At 70.6% G+C, this 20245-nt stretch carries 15 protein-coding genes and 1 pseudogene; 7 read left to right on the top strand and 9 right to left on the bottom strand.

Going from position 1 to position 20245, the window contains the following annotated elements:
• Positions 1–66: 66 nt before the first annotated feature.
• Entirely contained in the window at positions 67–2973 is a 2907-nt protein-coding gene (locus Q9S36_RS21175; RefSeq protein ID WP_311286828.1) for a S8 family serine peptidase, read from the bottom strand.
• 239 nt (positions 2974–3212) lie between these two features.
• On the opposite strand from Q9S36_RS21175, the gene Q9S36_RS21170 reads away from it, so the two are divergent.
• The 3 genes from Q9S36_RS21170 to Q9S36_RS21160 are packed head-to-tail and all read left to right on the top strand — an operon-like array spanning position 3213 to position 6452.
• Positions 3213–3761, top strand: a complete 549-nt coding sequence (locus Q9S36_RS21170) for an ECF transporter S component (RefSeq protein WP_311286827.1) — start codon at positions 3213–3215, stop codon at positions 3759–3761.
• Between the two features lie 34 nt (positions 3762–3795).
• Entirely contained in the window at positions 3796–5604 is a 1809-nt protein-coding gene (locus Q9S36_RS21165; protein WP_311286826.1) for an energy-coupling factor transporter ATPase, read from the top strand.
• Positions 5605–5648: 44 nt separating this feature from the next.
• Positions 5649–6452, top strand: a complete 804-nt coding sequence (locus Q9S36_RS21160; protein ID WP_311286873.1) for an energy-coupling factor transporter transmembrane component T — start codon at positions 5649–5651, stop codon at positions 6450–6452.
• A gap of 3 nt (positions 6453–6455) precedes the next feature.
• Here Q9S36_RS21160 and Q9S36_RS21155 read toward each other — a convergent pair whose 3' ends face one another.
• Positions 6456–7619: an acyl-CoA dehydrogenase family protein gene (locus Q9S36_RS21155; protein ID WP_311286825.1), complete on the bottom strand. Its 1164-nt coding sequence runs from the start codon at positions 7617–7619 to the stop codon at positions 6456–6458.
• A gap of 318 nt (positions 7620–7937) precedes the next feature.
• On the opposite strand from Q9S36_RS21155, the gene Q9S36_RS21150 reads away from it, so the two are divergent.
• Together Q9S36_RS21150 and Q9S36_RS21145 are read left to right on the top strand one after the other, a co-directional pair.
• Positions 7938–9002, top strand: a complete 1065-nt coding sequence (locus tag Q9S36_RS21150; protein ID WP_311286824.1) for an Rv2578c family radical SAM protein — start codon at positions 7938–7940, stop codon at positions 9000–9002.
• A 17-nt stretch (positions 9003–9019) separates the two neighbouring features.
• Positions 9020–9943 carry a hypothetical protein gene (locus Q9S36_RS21145; protein WP_311286823.1) on the top strand — a complete coding sequence of 308 codons (924 nt, stop codon included), beginning with the start codon at positions 9020–9022 and terminating at the stop codon, positions 9941–9943.
• 10 nt (positions 9944–9953) lie between these two features.
• On the opposite strand, the gene Q9S36_RS21140 is transcribed toward Q9S36_RS21145, so the two are convergent.
• Positions 9954–11933: a DEAD/DEAH box helicase gene (locus tag Q9S36_RS21140; RefSeq protein ID WP_311286822.1), complete on the bottom strand. Its 1980-nt coding sequence runs from the start codon at positions 11931–11933 to the stop codon at positions 9954–9956.
• A 370-nt stretch (positions 11934–12303) separates the two neighbouring features.
• Here Q9S36_RS21140 and Q9S36_RS51650 point away from each other — a divergent pair.
• Positions 12304–12933 (top strand): annotated as a pseudogene (locus Q9S36_RS51650) (hypothetical protein); the annotation flags it as partial.
• Positions 12934–13114: 181 nt separating this feature from the next.
• Here Q9S36_RS51650 and Q9S36_RS21135 read toward each other — a convergent pair.
• The 6 genes from Q9S36_RS21135 to Q9S36_RS21110 all read right to left on the bottom strand — a co-directional run bounded on the left by Q9S36_RS21135 (position 13115) and on the right by Q9S36_RS21110 (position 19857).
• Positions 13115–16756: an efflux RND transporter permease subunit gene (locus Q9S36_RS21135; RefSeq protein WP_311286821.1), complete on the bottom strand. Its 3642-nt coding sequence runs from the start codon at positions 16754–16756 to the stop codon at positions 13115–13117.
• A 100-nt stretch (positions 16757–16856) separates the two neighbouring features.
• Entirely contained in the window at positions 16857–17237 is a 381-nt protein-coding gene (crcB, locus tag Q9S36_RS21130; protein WP_311286820.1) for a fluoride efflux transporter CrcB, read from the bottom strand.
• Positions 17234–17647: a CrcB family protein gene (locus Q9S36_RS21125; protein WP_311286819.1), complete on the bottom strand. Its 414-nt coding sequence runs from the start codon at positions 17645–17647 to the stop codon at positions 17234–17236. The genes crcB and Q9S36_RS21125 overlap by 4 nt, the downstream gene beginning before the upstream one ends.
• Before the next feature lie 24 nt (positions 17648–17671).
• Positions 17672–18640 (bottom strand): DNA topoisomerase IB, encoded by a 969-nt coding sequence (locus tag Q9S36_RS21120; RefSeq protein ID WP_311286818.1) that lies wholly within the window; start codon positions 18638–18640, stop codon positions 17672–17674.
• A 22-nt stretch (positions 18641–18662) separates the two neighbouring features.
• On the bottom strand, positions 18663–18932 hold the full coding sequence (locus tag Q9S36_RS21115) for a Rho termination factor N-terminal domain-containing protein (RefSeq protein WP_251455365.1): 270 nt from the start codon (positions 18930–18932) through the stop codon (positions 18663–18665).
• A gap of 37 nt (positions 18933–18969) precedes the next feature.
• Positions 18970–19857 carry an SDR family oxidoreductase gene (locus tag Q9S36_RS21110; RefSeq protein WP_311286817.1) on the bottom strand — a complete coding sequence of 296 codons (888 nt, stop codon included), beginning with the start codon at positions 19855–19857 and terminating at the stop codon, positions 18970–18972.
• A 223-nt stretch (positions 19858–20080) separates the two neighbouring features.
• Between Q9S36_RS21110 and Q9S36_RS21105 the strand changes: the two genes are divergently transcribed.
• The gene (locus Q9S36_RS21105; RefSeq protein WP_251455363.1) at positions 20081–20245 is read left to right on the top strand and encodes a hypothetical protein; all 165 of its coding nucleotides are present in this window, start codon (positions 20081–20083) and stop codon (positions 20243–20245) included.

Genomic DNA, 20245 nt, shown 5'->3' with positions numbered 1-20245 from the left:
CAGCCGCTCCGCCACGCGAAGAGGGCGCCCGGGCCGAAGCCCGAGCGCCCTCTCTGCGTGCGGTGGTTACGGAACGTCGACCGAGACCACGGTGCGCACCTGCGAGTCGCCGTAGCGCACGACGCCCAGGTAGTCACCGGAGGTCAGACCCGACCACGACAGCTCGTAGGACGTGGGGACGCCCTCCTCGGCCGGGAGCGGGTTCGGCGTGGCGGTGAAATCGCCCACACCCTCGCCGCTGACGACGGCGGAGGTGAGGTCCCACGTGAACGGAGCGCTGTACGAGTACACGTGCGCCTCGACCAGGTAGGTGCCCTTCGTGGGCGCCGTGAGGGTCACGGCCTCGTCGGCGGAAGCCGTCGCCGAGGTCCACGACTCGTAGTAGCGCCAGTCGGTGGGGCCGACCACGCGGTAGACGAACAGGTCCATGTCGGACCCGGTGTCGTCCGAGGAGTCGATCGCGAACTTCGCCAGCTCGGCGCCCTCTTCGACCTCGACCACGTAGTAGCTGTAGCCGTCGTCCGCTGCGCCGGTGGTCTCGTCGCCGGCCACCAGAAGCTCCTCGGGCGTGAGGCCCGCGAGGTTCAGGGGCAGGTCGCCGGTCACACCGGGCGTGATCTCGACCTCGACGGAGCCTTCGGCGCCGCTGCCCTCGACCGACGCCGGAGCGTCGGCGGTGACGGGGAAGATCGCGATCGGCGAGCGCACCTCTGTGGCACCCGAGGCCCACGTGAGGAAGCCGGTCGTCCAGGCCTCGACGTCGGCACCGGCGTTCGTGAACGTCACGGTGAACTCCTTCGTCTGACCCGCCTCGTCGAAGCTCAGCGAGCTGGGCTCCACCACGGCGTCGATACCGGGAAGGTCGACCGAGGCGGTGAACGTGCCGGCCTGGGTCGACGTCACCGAGCGGGTGATCGTCTGCGGGCCCGAGAGCGCGCCGATGCCCATGGAGGCGAGGTTGAGGTCGCTCGCGTCAGTGGGCTCCACCCCGAAGTCGAACAGCTCGAGACCCTGGAGGTACGACGCCCAGTCCCGCGCGTCGTTCAGGTACAGCAGACCCGGCTCGAAGTACTTCGTCGGGTCGACGTGTCCTGCTCCCTGTGCGAACGGGTCGGTGTTCTCCGAACCGTCGGCGTTGACCGAGTTGTACGCGGTCGTCATGAGCGCCGACTTCACCTCGGCGGGCGTGGCCGTCGGGTTCTCGCCGAGGTAGAGGGCCCCGAGGCCCGCCACGTGCGGCGACGACATCGACGTACCCGACTTGAACCCGAAGGCGGGCTCGGCGTCGGGGGCGTTGTGCTCGGCGGCGAGGATCGCCACACCGGGCGCGGTCACGTCCGGCTTGATCACGTCGCTGCCGTCGGCGAGCATCGGGCCACGGCTCGAGAAGCCGGCGACCTGGGGGGTCGGGGTCTCGACACCGGTGGTGTTCTCGCCGACCAGCGTGGCCGTCGGGTTCTCGGTGTTCTGCACGTAGTCCAGCAGAGCGTCACGGTGGGTGTGGTCGATGTGGACCGTCGGCACCGAGTGGAAGTCGTTGTCGAGCGAGCCCGGCGTGACGTTCACGAGGATCATGCCGACGCCGCCCTTCTCGGCGACCTCCTGCGACTTCTCGACGCGCGCGTTGACACCGCGGTCGCAGACGACGATCTTGCCGTCTACCTTGGCCGCGTCCAGCGTGCCGAGGAGGCACAGCTCGGCGTCGGCAGCGGTCGCGCCGGCTGCCGCGACATCACCCGAGTACACGACGTCGTCGGTGATCGACTCGCCGAACGGCACGGTGACCGAGGCGCCGGCGGCCTGGAAGCCGTTCGGCAGCTCGACGGTGCCCTCATAGGTGGGGATCGTCGAGGCGGCGACCGTCATGTACCACGGCGAAGCGTGGTCGGCCGTCGATGCGTCGGGACCGGAGTTGCCGGCGCTGACCGAGACGAACACGCCTGCGGCTGCCGCGTTGAAGAACGAGATGTCGTCCGGCTGCAGCACGCTCGTGGCCGAGCCGCCGCCGATGGAGTAGTTGATGACGTCCACGCCGTCGGCGACGGCCTGGTCGATGGCGCCGAGCAGGTCGCTCAGCGCGCAGATGTCATCGGCGGTGCTCAGGACGTCGGGACCGACCCAGCACGCCTTGTACGAGGCGACCTTCGCGGCCGGGGCGACACCCGAGATCTGACCGAAGTCGATACCGGCGACCTCGGTCTCGACGCCGAAGTTGCCCGCCGCGGTGCCCGCGGTGTGCGAGCCGTGGCCGTCGCCGTCGAGCGGCGAGAGGTAGTCGGCGCCGAAGTCGAAGCCGGCGGCGGCCGCACCCGACGAGAAGTACTGCGCACCGATCAGCTTGGTGTTGTAGTCCTGCTTGCTCCAGCCCTCGCCGGCGACCCGCTTGGAGCGGAAGATGTTGCCGTCGGACTTGCGGAACAGCACGTGGTTGCCGTCGATGTAGGGCTTCGCGCCCGGCTTTCCGAGGAGCTTCTCGCCCGCGAACGAGGGGTTGTCGGCCGCGATGCCGGTGTCGACGACACCCACCACGACGCCGTCGCCCGAGGACTCCACTCCGCCGACCTCGTCCCAGACCCCGCCGCTGCCGTCGGGGAACGAGCCGAGACCGAGGAACTCGGTCGAGGGGATCGCCTGCGGGTGCCGGATCTCGTCGGCGTACACGCCGAGGACGTCCTTGCTGCCGCGCAGCTCGGCGACCTCGTCGCCGGTCAGGTCGGCGGTGAAGCCGTTGAGGGTGATCTGGTAGCTGGCGGCGGCCTCGACGCCCACGCTCTCGGCGAGCTTGCGCTGCTCGTTCTTGAGGTGCGCGACGTACTTCTGCGAGTTGGGCGTCGCGGCATCCAGCTGCGTGCCCTTGGCGGGCTTGGTGGGCGCGATGCCGGGCGTGCCGCCTTCGTACGTCGCCAGCGGCGCGTCCTTCAGCAGCACGATGTAGTGGCCGTCGGGCGCATCGATCGGAATGGGTCTGTTCACCTCCTCGGAACTCGCGCCGAAGCTTGCTGTGGCTGTTCCGGTGAACAGTGCGGCGAGTGTGACGACCGCAGCTGCCCTGACGGAGGATCGACCCATTTGTGGCCCCCCAAGGGTGGTGTTCTGAGAGATGTTGCGCGGCGTCTTCGGCGCGCAACGAATGCAAACGTAACTCACAGGGTCCATTCAGTGAACGGCCGATTTGTGAGAATCGTATGAGAGCCGCCGGTAGCATTGAGCGGGTGGGCCACCCATCCCGACTGTCAACGAGCATTCTGCTCACGTGCGCGGCCATCGGGGTCGCGACGGGGATTCTGCAGGCAGCGGCGGGCGCGATCAGCGGTCCGATCTCAGCCGCGGTGCCGATCGTCTACGGCCTCGTTCTCGGCATTCACGTGCTGCCGGGAGTCATCGCGCAGGAACTGCTGCGGGCCCCGTGGGTCGCGCTCGTGACGCACCTGGTCGCGGCCCTCGTCGCCAGTGCCGTCGTCCCCCTGTGGATCGGTCGCTACGTCGGCACGGCGCTGCTGATCGGCGCCCTGCAGGAGGGCATCGCGGCGCTCGCGCGCTACCGACGATGGGAGCCGTGGCGCTTCTTCGTCTCGGCCGCCATCGTCGGGGCGGTCATCGCCGTCGCCATCTGGTTCGCCGCCGACGTCGCGCGCTTCCCTTTCTGGGGCCAGGCCGTCTACGTCGCGCTCTTCGTCGTCGGCCCCGTCGCGTGGACGGCGGTGGGCCTCGGCGTCGGCGCAGCCCTGCGCCGCGCGGGAGTGCCCCGCCGCCGCGTCTGACTCCGCGTTCCGCCGACGGGCTAGCGTGGAGCGCGTGACCGACACCGCCGCGCTGCTGAGCGTGCGAGACGTGTCGATCACCTACGACGGCGCGGGTGCTCCGGCGCCGGCTGCGGCATCCTTCGACATCGCCCGCGGTGAGGTGGTCCTGCTGCTCGGCCCGAGCGGTTCGGGCAAATCCACCCTCACGCTCGCGATGAACGGCCTGGTGCCGCACGCGGTGCCCGCCCGCGTGACCGGCACCATCCGCGTGGAAGGACTCGACACCGCCCGGACCACCGTCGCGGAGCTCAGCACGCACGTCGGCATGGTGTTCCAGGACCCGGACGCGCAGCTGGTCACCGGAACCCTGCTCGACGAGGTCGCCTTCGGGCCCGAGAATCTACGGATGCCGGTGGGCGACGTGCTCGAGCGGGCGGAGTCAACGCTTCGACGTGTGGGGCTGTGGGATCGCCGGCGCGAGAACCCCGACCGACTGTCGGGCGGCGGTCGGCAGCGCCTGGCCATCGCCTGCGCGCTGGCGATGGGCTCACCGCTGCTCGTGCTCGACGAGCCCACGGCGAACCTCGACCCGCGCGGTATCGCCGACGTCTACCGCGCGCTCGCCGACCTCGTCGCGGACGGCGGGCGCGGCATCCTGCTGGTCGAGCACAACCTCGACCAGGCCATCGAGCTGGTCGATCGCGTCGTCGTGCTCGACCACGCCGGCCGGATGATCGCCGACGGCGCAGTGGGCGATGTGCTGCGCGGACGTGCCGAAGAGCTCGACTCCCTCGGAGTGTGGCTGCCGGTGTCGACGCTGGCGGCGCTTCGGCTGCGACGTGCGGGCTACACGATGGAGCCGCTGCCGCTGAGCCCGGCCGAGCTGCGCGCAGCGCTCGACGGTCAACCAGCCCGCACCGCCCCACGGGCACCCGCCGCCGGGCCGCCGACGAGGAATGCCGCGACGCCCGCCTCCGCCCCCGACCCCGCCGCCGCGACGCCCGCCACCGCCGCCGCCGCCGCCCCCGCCCCCGCCGCCGCCGCCGCGATCGTCAGCGTGAGCGGCCTCACGGTGCGCCGCGGACGCACCACCGTGCTGCACGACGTCGACCTGGAGGTCCGCGCCGGCGAGTTCACCGCGATCGTCGGAGCCAACGGCGCCGGCAAGACGACGCTGCTGCAGGCGATCGCCGGGGTCATCCGGCCCCCGCGCGGCACCGTTCGCGTCGCCGGTCGCGATGTCGCCCGCACGGATGCGCGCCGACTGTCGGATCGCATCGGCTTCGTCTTCCAGAACCCCGAGCATCAGTTCATCGCGCACACGGCCTTCGACGAGCTCGCGCACGGGCTTCGCGTGCGTCGGATGCCGGAGCACGACGTCCGCTCGCGCACTCTGGCGATGCTCGACCGGTTCGGGCTGGCCGACTACCGCGACGTCCATCCGTTCCAGCTGTCGGGAGGACAGAAGCGACGGCTGTCGGTGGGGACCGCGCTCATCACCGGAGCCCCGGTGCTCGCACTGGACGAGCCGACGTTCGGCCAGGACCGCTCGCGGGCCGACGAACTGCTGGCGCTCCTGCGCGAGCTGCACGACGAGGGCACCACGGTGCTCGTGGTCACCCACGACATGCAGCTGGTCACCGACCATGCCGACCGCACCGTCGTCCTGGCCGGGGGCCGCATCCTGCGCGCGGGCGACACCGACGTGGTGTTCGCCGACGACGACCTCATCGAGCGATCGGGACTGCTTCCCCCTCCGCTGCGCCGCGCGCTGCGCGATCTGTCATCGCACCCCGCCCTGGCGGAAGTGGCACGGATCGCCGATCTGCCGGACGGGCCGACCGCGGCGGTGCCGCGGTGACCGCCACCGGACCGGTGCTGACGTCGCAGGGCGCGCGCTCGCGAATGGACCCGTACGCCGAACGCGTCCGCGCGTCACCGCTGCGGTTCCTTTACGGGCTCAATCCGCTCGCGAAGCTGCTGGCCCCGCTCCCCGCGATGGTGCTGCTGGCGTTCGTGCGCGATCTCGCCACACCGGCGGCGTTCCTGGCGCTGACGTACGCGGTGCTCCTGGTCGGGGTGAGCATCACCCCGCGACTGCTGGTCGTGCTGCTGGCACTGGTCCCCGCCGCCGCGGTCTCGATCGGATTCGGGTTCTCGCTGTGGATCGACCCGAGTGGCGTCGACCAGTCCCTCGTGGTGTGGCGCGTCGGGTCATGGACGCTCTACGGCGGTGCGCTGCTGGTCGGCTTCGCCACCGGCCTGCGGATCGCCGCGATCATCGCCCTCGCACTCATCGCCGGACTGTCCACGACCGGACCCGACCTCGTCCGGGCGGCGGTCCAGCAGCTGCGTGTGCCCTACCGCATCGGCTACACCGCTCTCGCCGCCTTCCGTTTCGTCCCGCGTTTCGGACACGAACTCGAGGTCATCCGTCACGCCCACCGCGTCCGGGGCGCCCACGGCGGCCGCGGAACCCTCGCCGCGGCCGCACGCTGGTCGGGATATCTCGTACCGCTGCTGGCCGGTGCGATCCGTCACGCCGAGCGGGTCGCCCTCGCGATGGACGCGCGCGCCTTCGGAGCGCACCCCGACCGCACCGAGAGGCACCTCGTGCCGTGGCGTATCCGGGACGGGGTGTTCACCGCGGCCTTCGTCGCGGCATCCGGGGCGATCTTCTGGGTGCTCTTCCCGTGGGGAGCGGCCTGACCGCTACTTCTTCCCGGCGAGCTGACGACCGACGATCTCGCGCATGATCTCGTTGGTGCCGCCGTAGATGCGGTGCACACGTGCGTCGAGGAACGCGCGGGCGATCGGATACTCGGTGATGTAGCCGTAGCCGCCGTGCAGCTGCACGCAGGTGTCGAGGATCTCCCACTCGCGCTCGGTCGCCCAGAACTTCACCTTCGCGGCCTCCTCGGCCGAGAGCTTGCCGTCCTTGTAGGCCAGGAGCGCGCGGTCGGTGTACGCCCACAGCGCGTCGACGGTCGCGGCGACGTCCGCGAGCTGGAACCGGGTGTTCTGGAAGTCGATGATCCGCTGACCGAAGGCCTCGCGGTCCTTCGTGTAGGCGATCGTCCAGTCGAGGGCGGCCTGAGCGGCCGCGGCACCGGCGACACCGATCGAGAGGCGCTCGAGCGGCAGGTTCATCATGAGCTGGACGAAGCCCATGCCCTCTTTTCCGCTGATCAGGTTGGCCTCGGGCACGAACACGTCGCTGAAGGACAGCTCGGCGGTGTCGTGACCCTGGAAGCCCATCTTGTGCAGCTTCTTGCCGTGGTCGAAGCCCGCCATGCCGCTCTCGAGGATCAGCAGGCTGAACGCGTCGGGACGGTTCCCGTCGCCGGTCTTGACGAACGTCACGACCATGTCGGCGGTCTTGCCCGACGAGATAAAGGTCTTCGCGCCGTTGACGATGTACCCGCCGTCGACCTTCTTCGCGGTCGTCTTGATGCCTCGCAGGTCGCTGCCGGCACCGGGCTCGGTCATCGCCAACGCTCCGAGGATCTCGCCGGTGGCCATGCCGGGCAGCCACTTCTGCTTCTGCTCCTGAGTGCCCATGTGCACGATGTAGGGCACGGCGAGGTCGTCCTGGATGCCGAACGCCCCGGCGAGCGACCCGGCGCCGGCGGCGATGACCTCTTCCATGACAACGGTGCGGAAGCGGTAGTCCTGCAGCATCCCCGCACCGCCGAACTCCTCGGGGACCGAGAGGCCGATGATGCCGGCGTCCCCCGCGGCACGCATCGTCTGCCGGTCGATCTCGCCGGCCGCATCCCACTGCTCGCGCTTCTCGTTCGTGACGTAGCGCTTGCAGAACTCCTTCACGACGTCTCGGAACGCCTCGTGGTCCTCGTCGTAGATGTCGCGTTCCATTCGCGTGTTCCTCTCGTCGTCGAGCCGTCGCAGATCCCCGGCCGCTGGCATCAGATCCCACTTCCCATGGTACGCAGTTTCACTGGACCTCGTCGCTCGGTCACGGTGGCCGCCCGCCCCGCGCGAGTCGCGACGAGCGGAGGACGATCGGCCCACCGGAGGAGCATTCACGCCTTTCCCGTCCTCCCCACGGCCACGGCTCCTCCCGCGGAGGCCGCGAGCGGAGGACGACAACACGGATGCCGCGCCCGGCCCGCGGGTTTCGATCACGTCGGCGCCGTTCTTGACTCCGATTCGTTCATATGTTCGACTGAGGACATGCGGTGGCAGGGACAGCAGTTGGGGCAGACGGATGCCGCGGCGTTGCCGGGCCTCGAAAAGCTCAACTCTCTGGTGCGATCGGTCACCACCCCCGACTTCGCAGACGTCACGTTCCACGAGGTGCTCTGCAAGTCCGCACTCAACCACGTGCCGTCGTCGTCGGCGATGCCCTTCAACTGGACCGTCAACCCGTACCGGGGATGCAGTCATGCCTGCAGTTACTGCTTCGCTCGGGGAACGCACGAGTACCTCGAGCTCAACGCCGGTCGTGACTTCGACACCCAGGTGATCGTGAAGATCAACGTCGAAGAGGTGCTCCGCAGAGAACTGGCCCGCGGCGCGTGGCAGCACGAGTCCGTCGCGCTCGGCACCAACACCGACCCGTACCAGCGGGCCGAAGGACGGTACCGGCTCATGCCGGGCATCGTGGGCGCGCTCACCGAATCGGGGACGCCGTTCTCGATCCTCACCAAGGGCACGCTGCTGCGAAGGGATCTGCCGCTGCTCCGCGACGCCGCGGCATCCGTGCCCGTCTCGCTGGCGATGTCGATCGCGGTGTTCGACGACGAGCTGCAGAAGCTCGTCGAACCCGGGACGCCGAGCGCGTCCGCACGGCTCGAGACGGTGCGGGCGGCGACCGAGGCGGGCTTCCGCGTCACGGTGTTCCTCATGCCGATCCTTCCGCACCTGACCGATTCGGTCGCCGCGATCGACCATGCGCTGGGTCGCATCCGCGAGGCGGGGGCGGTCCGCGTCATCTACGGAGCGCTGCACCTGCGCCCGGGTGCGAAGCAGTGGTACTTCACGTGGCTTCAGCAGCACCGTCCCGACCTCGTCCCCGCCTACCGCGGGCTCTACCCGGGAGCCTCGGCCAACGCGCCGAAGCCGTACCGCGCGTGGCTGGCGAAGCGGGTGAGACCCCTCCTGCGCGTGCACCGCCTCGACGGACGCGAAGAGGACGAGAACCCTCGCGGCCCCGCGCGGGCGTCGTCGCCGGGTCCCGTGATCACGACGTCGCGAGGCCGCGCAACGGCATCCGAATCGGCGATCGCGCTGTTCTGAGATGTCAGGATGGCGGAGTGGCAGACTCCGGCGTCGATGAACTGAGGATGCTGCGTGCCCGCGCCTACGGGCCGAACGCCGACATCCATGACGACGAGGCCGCCCTCGCCCGCCTCCACGAACTCGAGGACGAAGCGCGCCTCATGGCCCGCCCGCGGGTGACCGACGCACCGCCTGCTGCAGGAGCGACGGCGGCGACGTCGCCGACCGCCACGCCCGAGGATCCGCTCGCCGCCTTCGCGCCGCTTCTCGGCGAGGGTCACACCGCCACGTCGCCCGACGCCCGGTCCTCGACTCCCGTTCACGCGGTTTCCGAGATCGCCGCTGTCGGGCCCCGCCATCCCGACACCGATCCCGAGACCGGGGGGACGGCGGACGAAGCCGACCCGACACGCAGCGCGAACGCAGACCGCAACCCCGAGTCCCAGCCCGCGGATCACGCCGGCGCGGCGAGCTCGGCGCGACGCCGCGGGGTGCGCTCCCTCACCGCCAAGCGGCTGGGTCTGTTGTGGGCGGTGTCGCTCATCGCGACGGCACTGGTCGCCTCGGGCGTGACGCTGGCGATCACGAGCACGGGCGCCCCGCAGGTCGCGCTTCTCAGCGTGAACGAGGACGACGACTGGCCGGACGACCTGTTCGGCGAGAAGCCGCCGGGGGCTCAGCGCTTCGACGACTTCGCCGGGCTCATCGTCGTCTCGGTGCCGGGCTGGGGCTCGACCGAGTCGGCCCCGTGCCTCTATGTGCTGGCGCCGTCGTCATCGCAGGGGACCGTGTCCACCGGCGGCTGCGCCGCCGGGGAGTTCCCCGCCGCGGGCGCGCTCACGGTGACCGGATCGACGCCGAGCGAACTGCGCGACCGATTCCGGGTGGGGACGTCGCTGCAGTTCGTCCTCGACGGCTCCCGCGTGAGGGTCTACTCGGACGGCGCCCCGCGCGAGTAGACCCTCACGATCAGACCGTCGGGTCGACCTGGCGTCCGCTGAGCTCTTCGATGAGGTCGTCGCCGGGACGGACCTCGTCGAAAGGCGCCTCGATCTCGGCGCGGTCCAGCATCTCGGTCATCCGGCGGCGGCGCTGACGTGTGATGAGCGTCACGACGGTGCCCGAACGGCCGGCGCGGCCGGTGCGGCCGGAGCGGTGCAGGTAGGTCTTGTACTCGTCCGGCGGGTCAGCCTGCACGACCAGGTCGATGTCGTCGACATGGATGCCGCGAGCGGCCACGTCGGTGGCGACGAGCACCCGGACACGACCCGAGGTGAGCTTCTCGAGGTTGCGGGTGCGCTTGGCCTGGTTGAGGTCGCCGTGCAGCGCGAGGGCGGGGATGCCTGCGTCGTCGAACTGCTCCGACAGCATCTCGGCGTACGCACGGGTGCGGGCGAAGACGAGCGTCTTGCCGTCACGGTCGACGAGCGACCCGAGGATGTCAGCCTTGTCGCGGTGATCGATGACGAGGATGCGGTGGTCGATCGTGCCGGTGTCCTGGTCCTCGCCGGCGACCTCGTAGACGGCGGGGTTCACGAGGAACTCATCGACGAGCGCTGCGACCTCTCGATCCAGGGTCGCCGAGAAGAGCAGCTTCTGGCTGCCGTCGCTGGTGTGGCGGAGGATCCGCTGGACCGGCTCGAGGAAGCCCAGCTCGCACATGTGGTCGGCCTCGTCGAGCACCGCGATGCGGATCTCGGACAGGTCGAGCTTGCCCTGCTGCACGAGGTCTTCGATGCGGCCGGGCGTGCCGATGATGATGTCGACGCCCTTCTTCAGCGCGCCCACCTGGCGGCCCTGGGGAACGCCGCCGTAGATCTGGGTCGTGAAGAGGCCGACACTGCGCGCGATGGGCTGGATCGTGCGGTCGATCTGCAGCGCGAGCTCGCGCGTCGGGGCGAGGATGAGGGCCTTGGGCGACCGGCCGAACTCCCGGCGGCTGCCGGCCTGCGAGCGCAGGATCGACTCGACCAGCGGGGCGCCGAACGCGATCGTCTTGCCCGAGCCGGTGCGGCCGCGGGCGAGGACGTCGCGGCCTTCGAGGATCGGGGCGACCGTGGCCGCCTGGATCGGGAAGGGCGTCGACGCGCCGAGGTCGGCGAGCACGCGCACGATGTTCTGGCCGAGACCGAGCTCGTCGAACGAACCGGGGACCTCTTCGGCCTGGATGGCCTGTGCCTGCAGGCGCTCGTGCACCACGTCGACGCGGTCCTCGTGCGCCTTGTCGCGGGCGGGTGTCGCCTTCCAGTCCGAACGTCCGGCGCTCTGATCGCGACGCGGACGGTCGTCGAACGACCTGGCCGGACGCTCGTCGCGACGCGGACGGTCGTCGAACGAACGAACCGGACGGTCCGAACGAGCGGGGCGGTCATCCCGGCGCGGGCGGTCATCGAATCCGCGGGCGGGCCGGTCGTCGCGACGCGGGCGGTCGTCGAACGAACGAACCGGACGGTCCGAACGCACGGGGCGGTCATCCCGGCGCGGGCGGTCATCGAATCCGCGGGCGGGCCGGTCATCGCGACGCGGACGGTCGTCGAACGACCTGGCCGGACGCTCGTCGCGGCGAGGACGGTCGTCGAACGAACGAACCGGACGGTCCGAACGCACGGGACGGTCATCCCGACGCGGGCGGTCATCGAACGAACGAACCGGACGGTCCGACCGCACCGGACGGTCGTCGCGACGCGCCGGACGGTCGTCACGGGCATGGGTGCGAATGCCGCGTGCCTCATCTCGGCCGGCGCGCTCCTGCGCGGTCCAGCGGCGCTTGGGGGCGGCATCCTTGGCGTCGGCCTGGTGTCCGCGGTGACCGGCGCTGCGGCTCCCGGGTTTGCCGGCGGACGCCTCTCCGGGACGGCGCTTGCGATCCTGGAACGACGTCTTGGCGCCGTAGCGGGGCTCGAAGTTCTTGGCGGCACGGCCGCCGGCGGGCTTCTTGTTCTTGGGCACGGTGGTGTCCTTCTGGGTTCTCTTGCACGAGAACAGCGTCGAACGCGCACGCTCGATCAACCCGGACATCCGTCGGCCGGGGCCATTCATGTGATGGTCGTCGGGGCGATCGCCCCCACCATCGGCCCCTGGAACTCACAGAAAAGCAGCCGCGTAGAGCAGATCCCACGCGGTGTCCCGAGCCGACGCTACAGTTTAGCCGCGTTTTCCTGAGAGACTACAGACGCAAGCCCGAGGCAGACGACGATAACATTCGTCAAAAGCGAGTGCCGTCATGCTAGGGGGGATCCAGCGGGCCAGCGGCGCCACTTGCTTCGGGAGTCTTGCCGTACCCCGGAGCACATGAGCCACGGCCCCCACGGTGGGCAGAATGACTTCGACGACTCTCAGTGCAGCACCCGGGTACGCACCGGTCGCGGTGGCGACCGTCGTTGCGCACCCCGTCGTGCCCGCGCCGGGGTCGCGCTGGATCGACCGGCCCCTGTCGCACCGCACCTTCGAGGTGGCGATGGCCTTCCTCGCCGTGGGCGTCCTCGTGGCGATCATCACCACCAGCGACCCGCTGTGGTGGCAGCTGCACTTCTCGCGGCTGGGCACGTTCGGCGACCTCTCGGCCCGCACCTTCAACTCCACCGTCATCGTCGCGGGCCTGCTGCTGTCGTGCTACGGCATCCTTCTCGGGGCCGACCTGCCCGCGACCGTCGGGCGCCGCACCTCGCGGGGAATCCGCTGGTCGCTCATCTCCGCCGGCGCGCACATGATCGTCGTAGGCATTGTGCCCATCCCCATCGACGAGGTCATGCACGACCGCGCGGCGGCCGGCCTCGCCCTGTCGTTCCTCGCCCTGATCGCGTCGGCGTTCGGGCTGCGCGGGGTGACCCGCCGCTTCCGCGGACTCACGATCATCTGCGTGGTCCTGCTGGCGGTCGGGATGACCGCGCTGATCACGGGCGTCATCAACCTCGCCAGCTACGAAGCCATCGCGTTCGGCACCGTCGCCGTCTGGGTCACGTACTTCAACCGGATGCTGCGCGACGCGCCGGTGATCGACGAGGCCCTCCCGGCGATCGCACTCGACGCCGTGACCGACGAGATCGCGGTCCACGTCCCCCTGCGCAGCGGCCGCCACGTCGCCCTGCGCGGGACGGTTCGCCGCAGCGGCGCCGCAGCGAACCGGAGCATCACCGCGCGGAATCGTCCCCGTCGGTCGTCGCATCCTCGGGCTGCGCGCTCGCGTGCCCGGGGTCGGTCGCAGAGCCGGGCTCGGACCCTCCCCCGACATCCGCATCGGCGTCCGGTCGCGACGCATCCTCATCGCTCGCCTCGACGTCGTCGCTGATCGCCTCGTCTGACGGGTCCTCGCTCGTCGGCCCGCCGTGGACGGCCGCAGCCGGCGGGCCCGCGGACTCCGGAACCTCGACGTCCGGCGCCTCTTCGATCATCGGCACATCAGCCTCGGGCACGGCGATCGGCTCACCGTGCGCAGGGGTGGCGTCCGCGGCCGCGTCCCGCGCGCCCTCGGGCGCGGGAGCGGATGCCGCCACCTCGACATCCGGCGCCTCCTCGATCATCGGCACATTCACATCGTCGTTCGGCACGGTGTCCATCCCTCCCGTCGCGGCGGCTCCCGCGGTCGCGGCTGATTCTCGCAGACGCCGCGCGCGGCGGGTCTCGGTCGCGCCGACACCGGCGAGCACCGGCTCGGCGACCGCCTGCTCCGAGCTCGCGGCAGCCCCGGCATCCGCGCCCCGGCGCGCAGCGCGGCGCTCGGACGCGCCTTCGACGAGGTTGTAGAGCGTCGGCAGCACCAGCAGAGTGAGCACCGTGGACGACACCAGTCCGCCGATGACGACGATCGCGAGCGGCTGCGAGATGAAGCCGCCGCTGCCGGTGATGCCGAGCGCCATCGGGGTGAGGGCGAAGATCGTCGCGAGCGCCGTCATGAGGATGGGGCGAAGGCGACGCGCCCCGCCCGCGAGGGTCGCGTCGTGCGCCGACAGGCCCTTCTCGCGGTACTGGTTGACGAGGTCGACGAGCACGATCGCGTTGGTCACCACGATGCCGATGAGCATGAGGACGCCGATGAGCGACGCGACGCCGAGGGGGACGCCGGTGATGATCTGCAGCAGGATGGCGCCGGTCGCCGCGAACGGCACCGACACCAGCAGAAGCAGCGGCTGCCGGAGCGACTTGAACGTGGCGACCATGACGACGTAGACGATGAGGATCGCCGCCAGCAGGGCGAGCCCGAGCTGTGTGAAAGCGTCCTGCTGCTGTGAGACGACGCCGCCGAGCGCCGCGTCTGCGGACGCGGGCAGCTCGACATCGGCGAGCACCTCGGTCACCGCGGCGCTGGCCGCGGTCAGGTCGTCGGTCGAGGGCGTCACCGTCACGGTCGCGGTGCGCTGGCCGCGCTGGGTCGTGATCGAGACGGGACCCTCGCTCTCCTCGACCGTCGCGACCTCGTCGAGGTCGACCGGCCCGCTCGCCGTCGGAACGGTGAGCTCGCGCAGCTCCTGCAGCGAGGCGGGGGTCGCGTCCGTGGCGAGGTAGACCGTCAGCGCGGTGTCGTCGATCTCGACCGTGCCGATCGAACGCGGCTGCATGGCGTTGGACACGAGTCCGCCGACCGCCACTTCCGACAGCCCGAGCTCCGCGGCCCGCTCGCGGTCGACCTCGACGGCGATGAAGGGCAGCGACCCGGCGAGATTGCTCGTGACCTGACCCACGCCCTCGGCCGCCGACACCGTCTCGACGACGACATCCGTCGCCTCGCGCAGGGTAGCCGAGTCGGCGGCGGTGACCTCGATCTCGATGTCGCTCGACCCGAATCCGCCGCCGGTCGCCGCCACGGCGATCTCGCCGGCGCCCTCGAGGGTCGCCACGGCGTCCTGCACCTCTTCGCGCAGCGCGACCTGGTCGACGTCGGGGTCGGTGGTGATGGAGTAGGTGATCCCCGAGCTGCCACCGGCGAAGGCGTCGCGCAGTGCCGAGCCGCTCGAGCCGATCGACACCTGGAAGGTCTGGATGCCGTCGATGCCGCTGAGGACCTCCTCCACCTGCTCGGCGGCGGCGCTCTCGGCTTCGAGGCTCGGGGCCGCGCCGATCTCCTGCGTCATCGTGAAGGTGTTCTGACCGGAGTCGCCGAGGAAGTTCGTCTTCATGAACGGCGCCACCGCGACGGTTCCCCCGAGCACCAGCACCGCGAGCAGAAGCGTCACCCACGAGTGCCGCAGGGTCCACCGCAGGATCGGCAGGTATCCCTTCTGCAGGCGGGTCGGCGGGGCCTCGGGGTCCTCGGGGTCGACGGGGTTGCCCGCGGCGTCCCGCAGCGGCTTGCCGGGGCGGAGGAACCAGTACGCCAGGACCGGCACGATCGTGAGCGCCACCAGCAGCGACGCCGACATCGCGATCGTCACCGTCAGGGCGAACGGCCGGAAGAGCTCTCCGGTGATGTCGCCCACGAACGCGATGGGCAGGAAGACGGCCACCGTCGTGATGGTCGAGGAGGTGATGGCGGTCGCGACCTCGCGCACCGCCAGCTTGATGGAGGCCAGCTTGTCGGCATCCCCCACATAGTGGCGCTTGATGTTCTCGATCACAACGATCGAGTCGTCGACGACCCGACCGATCGAGATCGTCAGCGCACCCAGGGTGAGGATGTTCAGCGAGTACCCGAACGCCTGGATCCCGATGAAGGTGATCAGCACGCTGGTCGGGATCGAGATCGCGGTGACGAGCGTCGAGCGCACCGACATCAGGAACACCAGGATCACCAGGACGGCGAAGACGAGGCCCAGCATCCCCTCGACGGCGAGGGTCTCGATGGACTCCTCGATGTACGGGGCCTGGTCGAACACCACCGTGAAGGTCGCGCCGTCGAGCGCGTCCTCGAGAGCGGGGAGCGCGTCGAGGACGCCGTGCGACACGTCCACGGTGTTGGCGGCGGGCAGCTTCGTCACCGCGATCGTGAGGGCCGGCTCGCCGTCCACCCGCGAGATCGTCGTGGTGGGATCGGCCTCGCGGGCGACCTCCGCGACGTCGGCGATCGTGGTCTGGCCGGCGGCCAGCTGCTCGGCGTTCGAGGGCACGAGCGGCAGTGCGGCGATCTCGTCGACCGAGGTGATCTTCGTTCCGGTCTGCACCGTCAGCGTCTCGGAGTCCTCGGTGATCTCGCCGCCGGGGAAGAGCACGCCGTTCTGGTCGAGCGCGTCGGTGATGTCCTCCTGGCCGAAGCCGGCCTCGGCGAGCGCGTCCTGGTCGGGGGTGATGGTGATGCGCTGCCCAACCCCGCCGACGATCTCGGCGGAGTTGACGCCGTCGACGTCCTCGAGTTCGGGGATGACGCTCGCCTCGAGCTGCGACTGGACGGCCTCGGCATCCTCGTAGCCGGTGAGGGCGAGCTGGATGACCGGGAAGTCGTCGATGCTCGCCGAGAGCACCGTGGGGTCGACGCTGTCGGGAAGCTGATCCGCGATGCGGTTTATGGCCTGGTTGATCTTCTGCTCTGCGGTCGCGAGGTCGGTGCCGTAGGTGAACGAGGCCTGGATCACCGAGGCGTTCGTGGTGCTGGTGGCGCTGGTGGCCTCGAGCCCGGGCACCCCCTGGATCGCGCTCTCGATCGGGGTCGAGACGTCGTTGTTCACGACCTCGGGCGACGCGCCGGGGTAGGTCGAGACGACGACGAGCTGCGGGAACTCGATCGAGGGGATCAGTTCCTGCTTCAGCCCGTTCAGCGCGAGCCCGCCGAAGACGGCAGCCACGATCGTGATGAGCGCGATCAGCGCGCGGTTTCTGAGGCTCAGGACGGCGAGGTTCGACACGGAGCGCCTTCGAATCGGAGGATTGCCGGGGCAATCGATACGCGGATGTATCGGGTTTCAGTATTCCACGCGCTCACCCGGCCCCGGCCGGATGGCACCCTCAGGCCGGCGCAAGCAGGCCACCGGTCCACAGCCCGGCCGCCGCCGCCGCGATGGCGAGCACCAGGGTGCCGAGGAGGTTCGCCATCGCCTGACCACGACGCCGCCGCTGTGCGAGCAGCACGGTCTCGACCGACACCGTGCTGAAGGTCGTGTAGCCGCCGAGCAGCCCGACGCCGACGACGGCGAGGACATCCGGCGCGACCACCGCGGTGCCGAGGCCGGTGAGCAGTCCGAGGGCGAACGACCCGGTGATGTTCACGACGAGGATGCCGCGGGGAAAGCCCCCGGGCCGAGGGGCCAGCATCCGATCGACCACGTAGCGCAGCCCCGCGCCGACACCGCCCGCGACGGCGACGAGCGCCAGCAGCCCGGGGCTCACTCGGCGTCCTCGGCCGGCTCGATGCGCCCGGGGGCGTCGGCCAGTCGCCGGCCCAGGAAGAGCCCGACGACAGCTCCGGCCACACCGACGACGACGGATGCCGCGACGAGACCGAGCGCCGCCCACGGCGCGGCCGCCCAGACGGCCGCCTCGACCGCGAACGCGCTGTAGGTCGTGAAGCCGCCCAGCGCCCCGGTGCCCAGGAACGCGCGCAGCCGCGGGCGCCGGTCGTCGAGCCACCCGACCACGACGCCGAGGAGGAGCGACCCGGCGACGTTGACGCCGAACGTGGCCCACGGCACCGCAGCCGGGTCCGAGACCGGCGCGAGGATCACCGCTCGCGCGAGCACCCCGATCGCGCCGCCGGCCACGACGGCCGCGAGCGTGCGCGGGTCGACGGGCGAGGGCATGGACCTACGCTAGCGGCGCCCGCCTCAGCGTCCCGGGCGCAGCAGCGCGCGGATCGCGGACTCGGGCGAGATCGACAGATCCAGAAGCTGGCCGTCGCGATAGCGCTTCCACACCCGCGGGTCGATGTAGGAGTTGCGGGCCACCGCGGGGGTGTTCCCGAGCGCCTCCGAGGTCGCCCTCACGGCGAGCGTCTCGGCGCGCTTCAGCTGCGTCTTGGTGTCGACCGTTCCGATCCGCGCGAGCGCTTCGGCCGCCAGGATCGTCCCGCGCAGGGTGCGGAAGTCCTTCGCGGTGAAGGCCCCGCCGGTGAGCGAGCGCACGTACGCGTTCACGTCGGTGGGAGTCAGCGGCACGCGACGGCGGCCGCGCTCCCACGCCAGCAGCGGCGACCTCGGACGGCCGGCGGCCAGCAGCTCCACGACGGCGGCGAGCTCGGCGTCGTCGACCGACAGCGTCTGCCGTTTGCCGCTCTTGCCCGGGAACGTCAACGAGATCACGGATGCCGCGACCGTCGCGTCGCGACGCTGCAGCGTCGTGAGTCCTCGACTGCCATGGGCGGCGAAGTAGCGCTCCGAGCCGATGCGGGGGGCGGCCTGGTCGAGCAGCCGGAACGCGACCGCCAGGACCCGCTCGCGGTCGAGGGCGTCGCGGCGCAGCGACGTCGTCACGCGGGCGCGGGCACGAGGGAGCGCCTCGGCGAGCTGCAGCGCCCGCGCGTACTTGCCGCGGTCGCGGCCTTCGCTCCACGCGTCGTGGTACCGGTACTGGCGGCGTCCGGCCTCGTCTGTGCCGACGGCCTGGATGTGCCCGTCCTCATCGGCGCAGATCCATACGTCCTCCCACGCCGGAGGCAGGACCAGCGCTTTGATCCGCTCGACGTCGCGGTCGGCCACGGGCTTGCCTCGCGCGTCGAGGTAGCGGAATCCGCTCCCGGCGCGGACACGGCGGAATCCGGCATCCACCCCAGGGCGCACACGCCTCAGTCTCGGCATGCGCCCTCCTCGTGGTGCCCGATCACCGGTTACGGAGCATATCGATCAGTTCCGACTTGCGTTTGCCCGAGTAGCCCGACAGGCCGAGTTCCTTCGCGCGCTTCTTCAGTTCCGGCACCGTTCGCTCCTCGTAGTCCTCGGCCGCGCCGCCGCGGCGGCCGACGGCCGAGCGCCCCTGCGCGGCCGCGGCATTCGAGATACGAGCCGCCTTCTCCTTGGTCGCTCCGTCCTTGCGCAGCTCTTCGTACAGCTCCGGATCCTTCAGACTCGACGATCCGCGTCCCTTCGGCATGATCGCTCCTTTCCTCTCGCATCGTGATCAGGGCTGGTCACAGTCCTCGCCCGCCGGTGACGGGGAGGATCGCCCCCGATACGTACGAGGCGCCCTCGCCGGCGAGGTAGACGTAGGCCGCGGCCAGCTCTGCCGGCTGGCCGGCGCGGCCGAGCGGGGTGTCCTGCCCGAAGGTGGCGAGCCGTTCGGCGTCCCACCCGGTCGCGGGGATCAGCGGGGTCCAGATCGGTCCGGGGGCGACGCCGTTCACCCGGATGCCGCGGGGCCCGAGCTCCTCGGCGAGCGCCTTGACGAACGCCACCTGCGCGGCCTTCGTCATGGCGTAGTCGACGAGGGAGGGCGACGGGTCGAAGCCCTGGATCGAGGTGGTGACGATGATGGACGCGCCGGGCTCGAGATGCGGCACGGCGGCGCGGGCGGTGAAGATCGGCGCATACAGGTTCGTGCGGAACACCCGATCGAACTCTGCGGTCTGCAGCGACTCGACACCCTCCCGGTCCTTCTGGTACGCCGCGTTCAGCACGAGCACGTCGAGCCCGCCGAACTCCGCGATCGTGCGCTCGACGATGTCGGCGCAGTACTCCTCCTCGAGCAGGTCGCCCGGGAGGCTGAGTCCCTTGGCCCCGGACTCTGTGACCCATCGGAGCGTGTCGTCGGCGTCCTCCTGCTCTTCGGGCAGGTGGGCGATGGCCACGTCCGCGCCCTCACGTGCGAACGCGATCGCGACGGCGCGGCCGATGCCGGAATCGCCGCCGGTGATGAGCGCGCGTCGCCCGCTCAGATCGAGCGAGCCCTGGTACGTCCGCTCCCCGTGGTCCGGAGTCGGAGTCATCTCACCGGTGAGGCCGGGCTGCTCCTGCGACTGCGCCGGGAAGCCCTCCGAGTGGTGCTTGCGGGTGGGGTCGGTCATCGGCGGCTGGGTCATGTCCGCAGGCTACGACGCGCGCGCGCCCACCGCTCGGGGGCTTGACAGCGCTCGCGGCGGGGCTTATCGGCGCCAGGCTGGGAGTCCGCTGGGAACTAGCACCGCGCATCGGCGCTCGTCAACCCCCTACGTTGCGGCGCCGCGGGGTGACACTCTCATGTCATGCCCACGAGGCATCCGGACCCGTACCCCCACGAGACCGGTTAGCGAAGGAGATACTCGCATGAACCTCGCCCTCATCATCATCATCGTCGTGGCGATCATCCTGGCGATCGTCGGTGGACTCGGCGAAGCCCTGAGCTGGCTGCTCTGGGTCGCCCTCATCGTGGGGGTCATCGCCCTCATCGTGCTGTTGTTCCGGGTCATCAGCGGCGGTCGCCGCCCCTGA

Source organism: Microbacterium sp. ARD31 (assembly GCF_031844425.1).
This window is presented reverse-complemented; position numbering and strand designations above follow the sequence as displayed.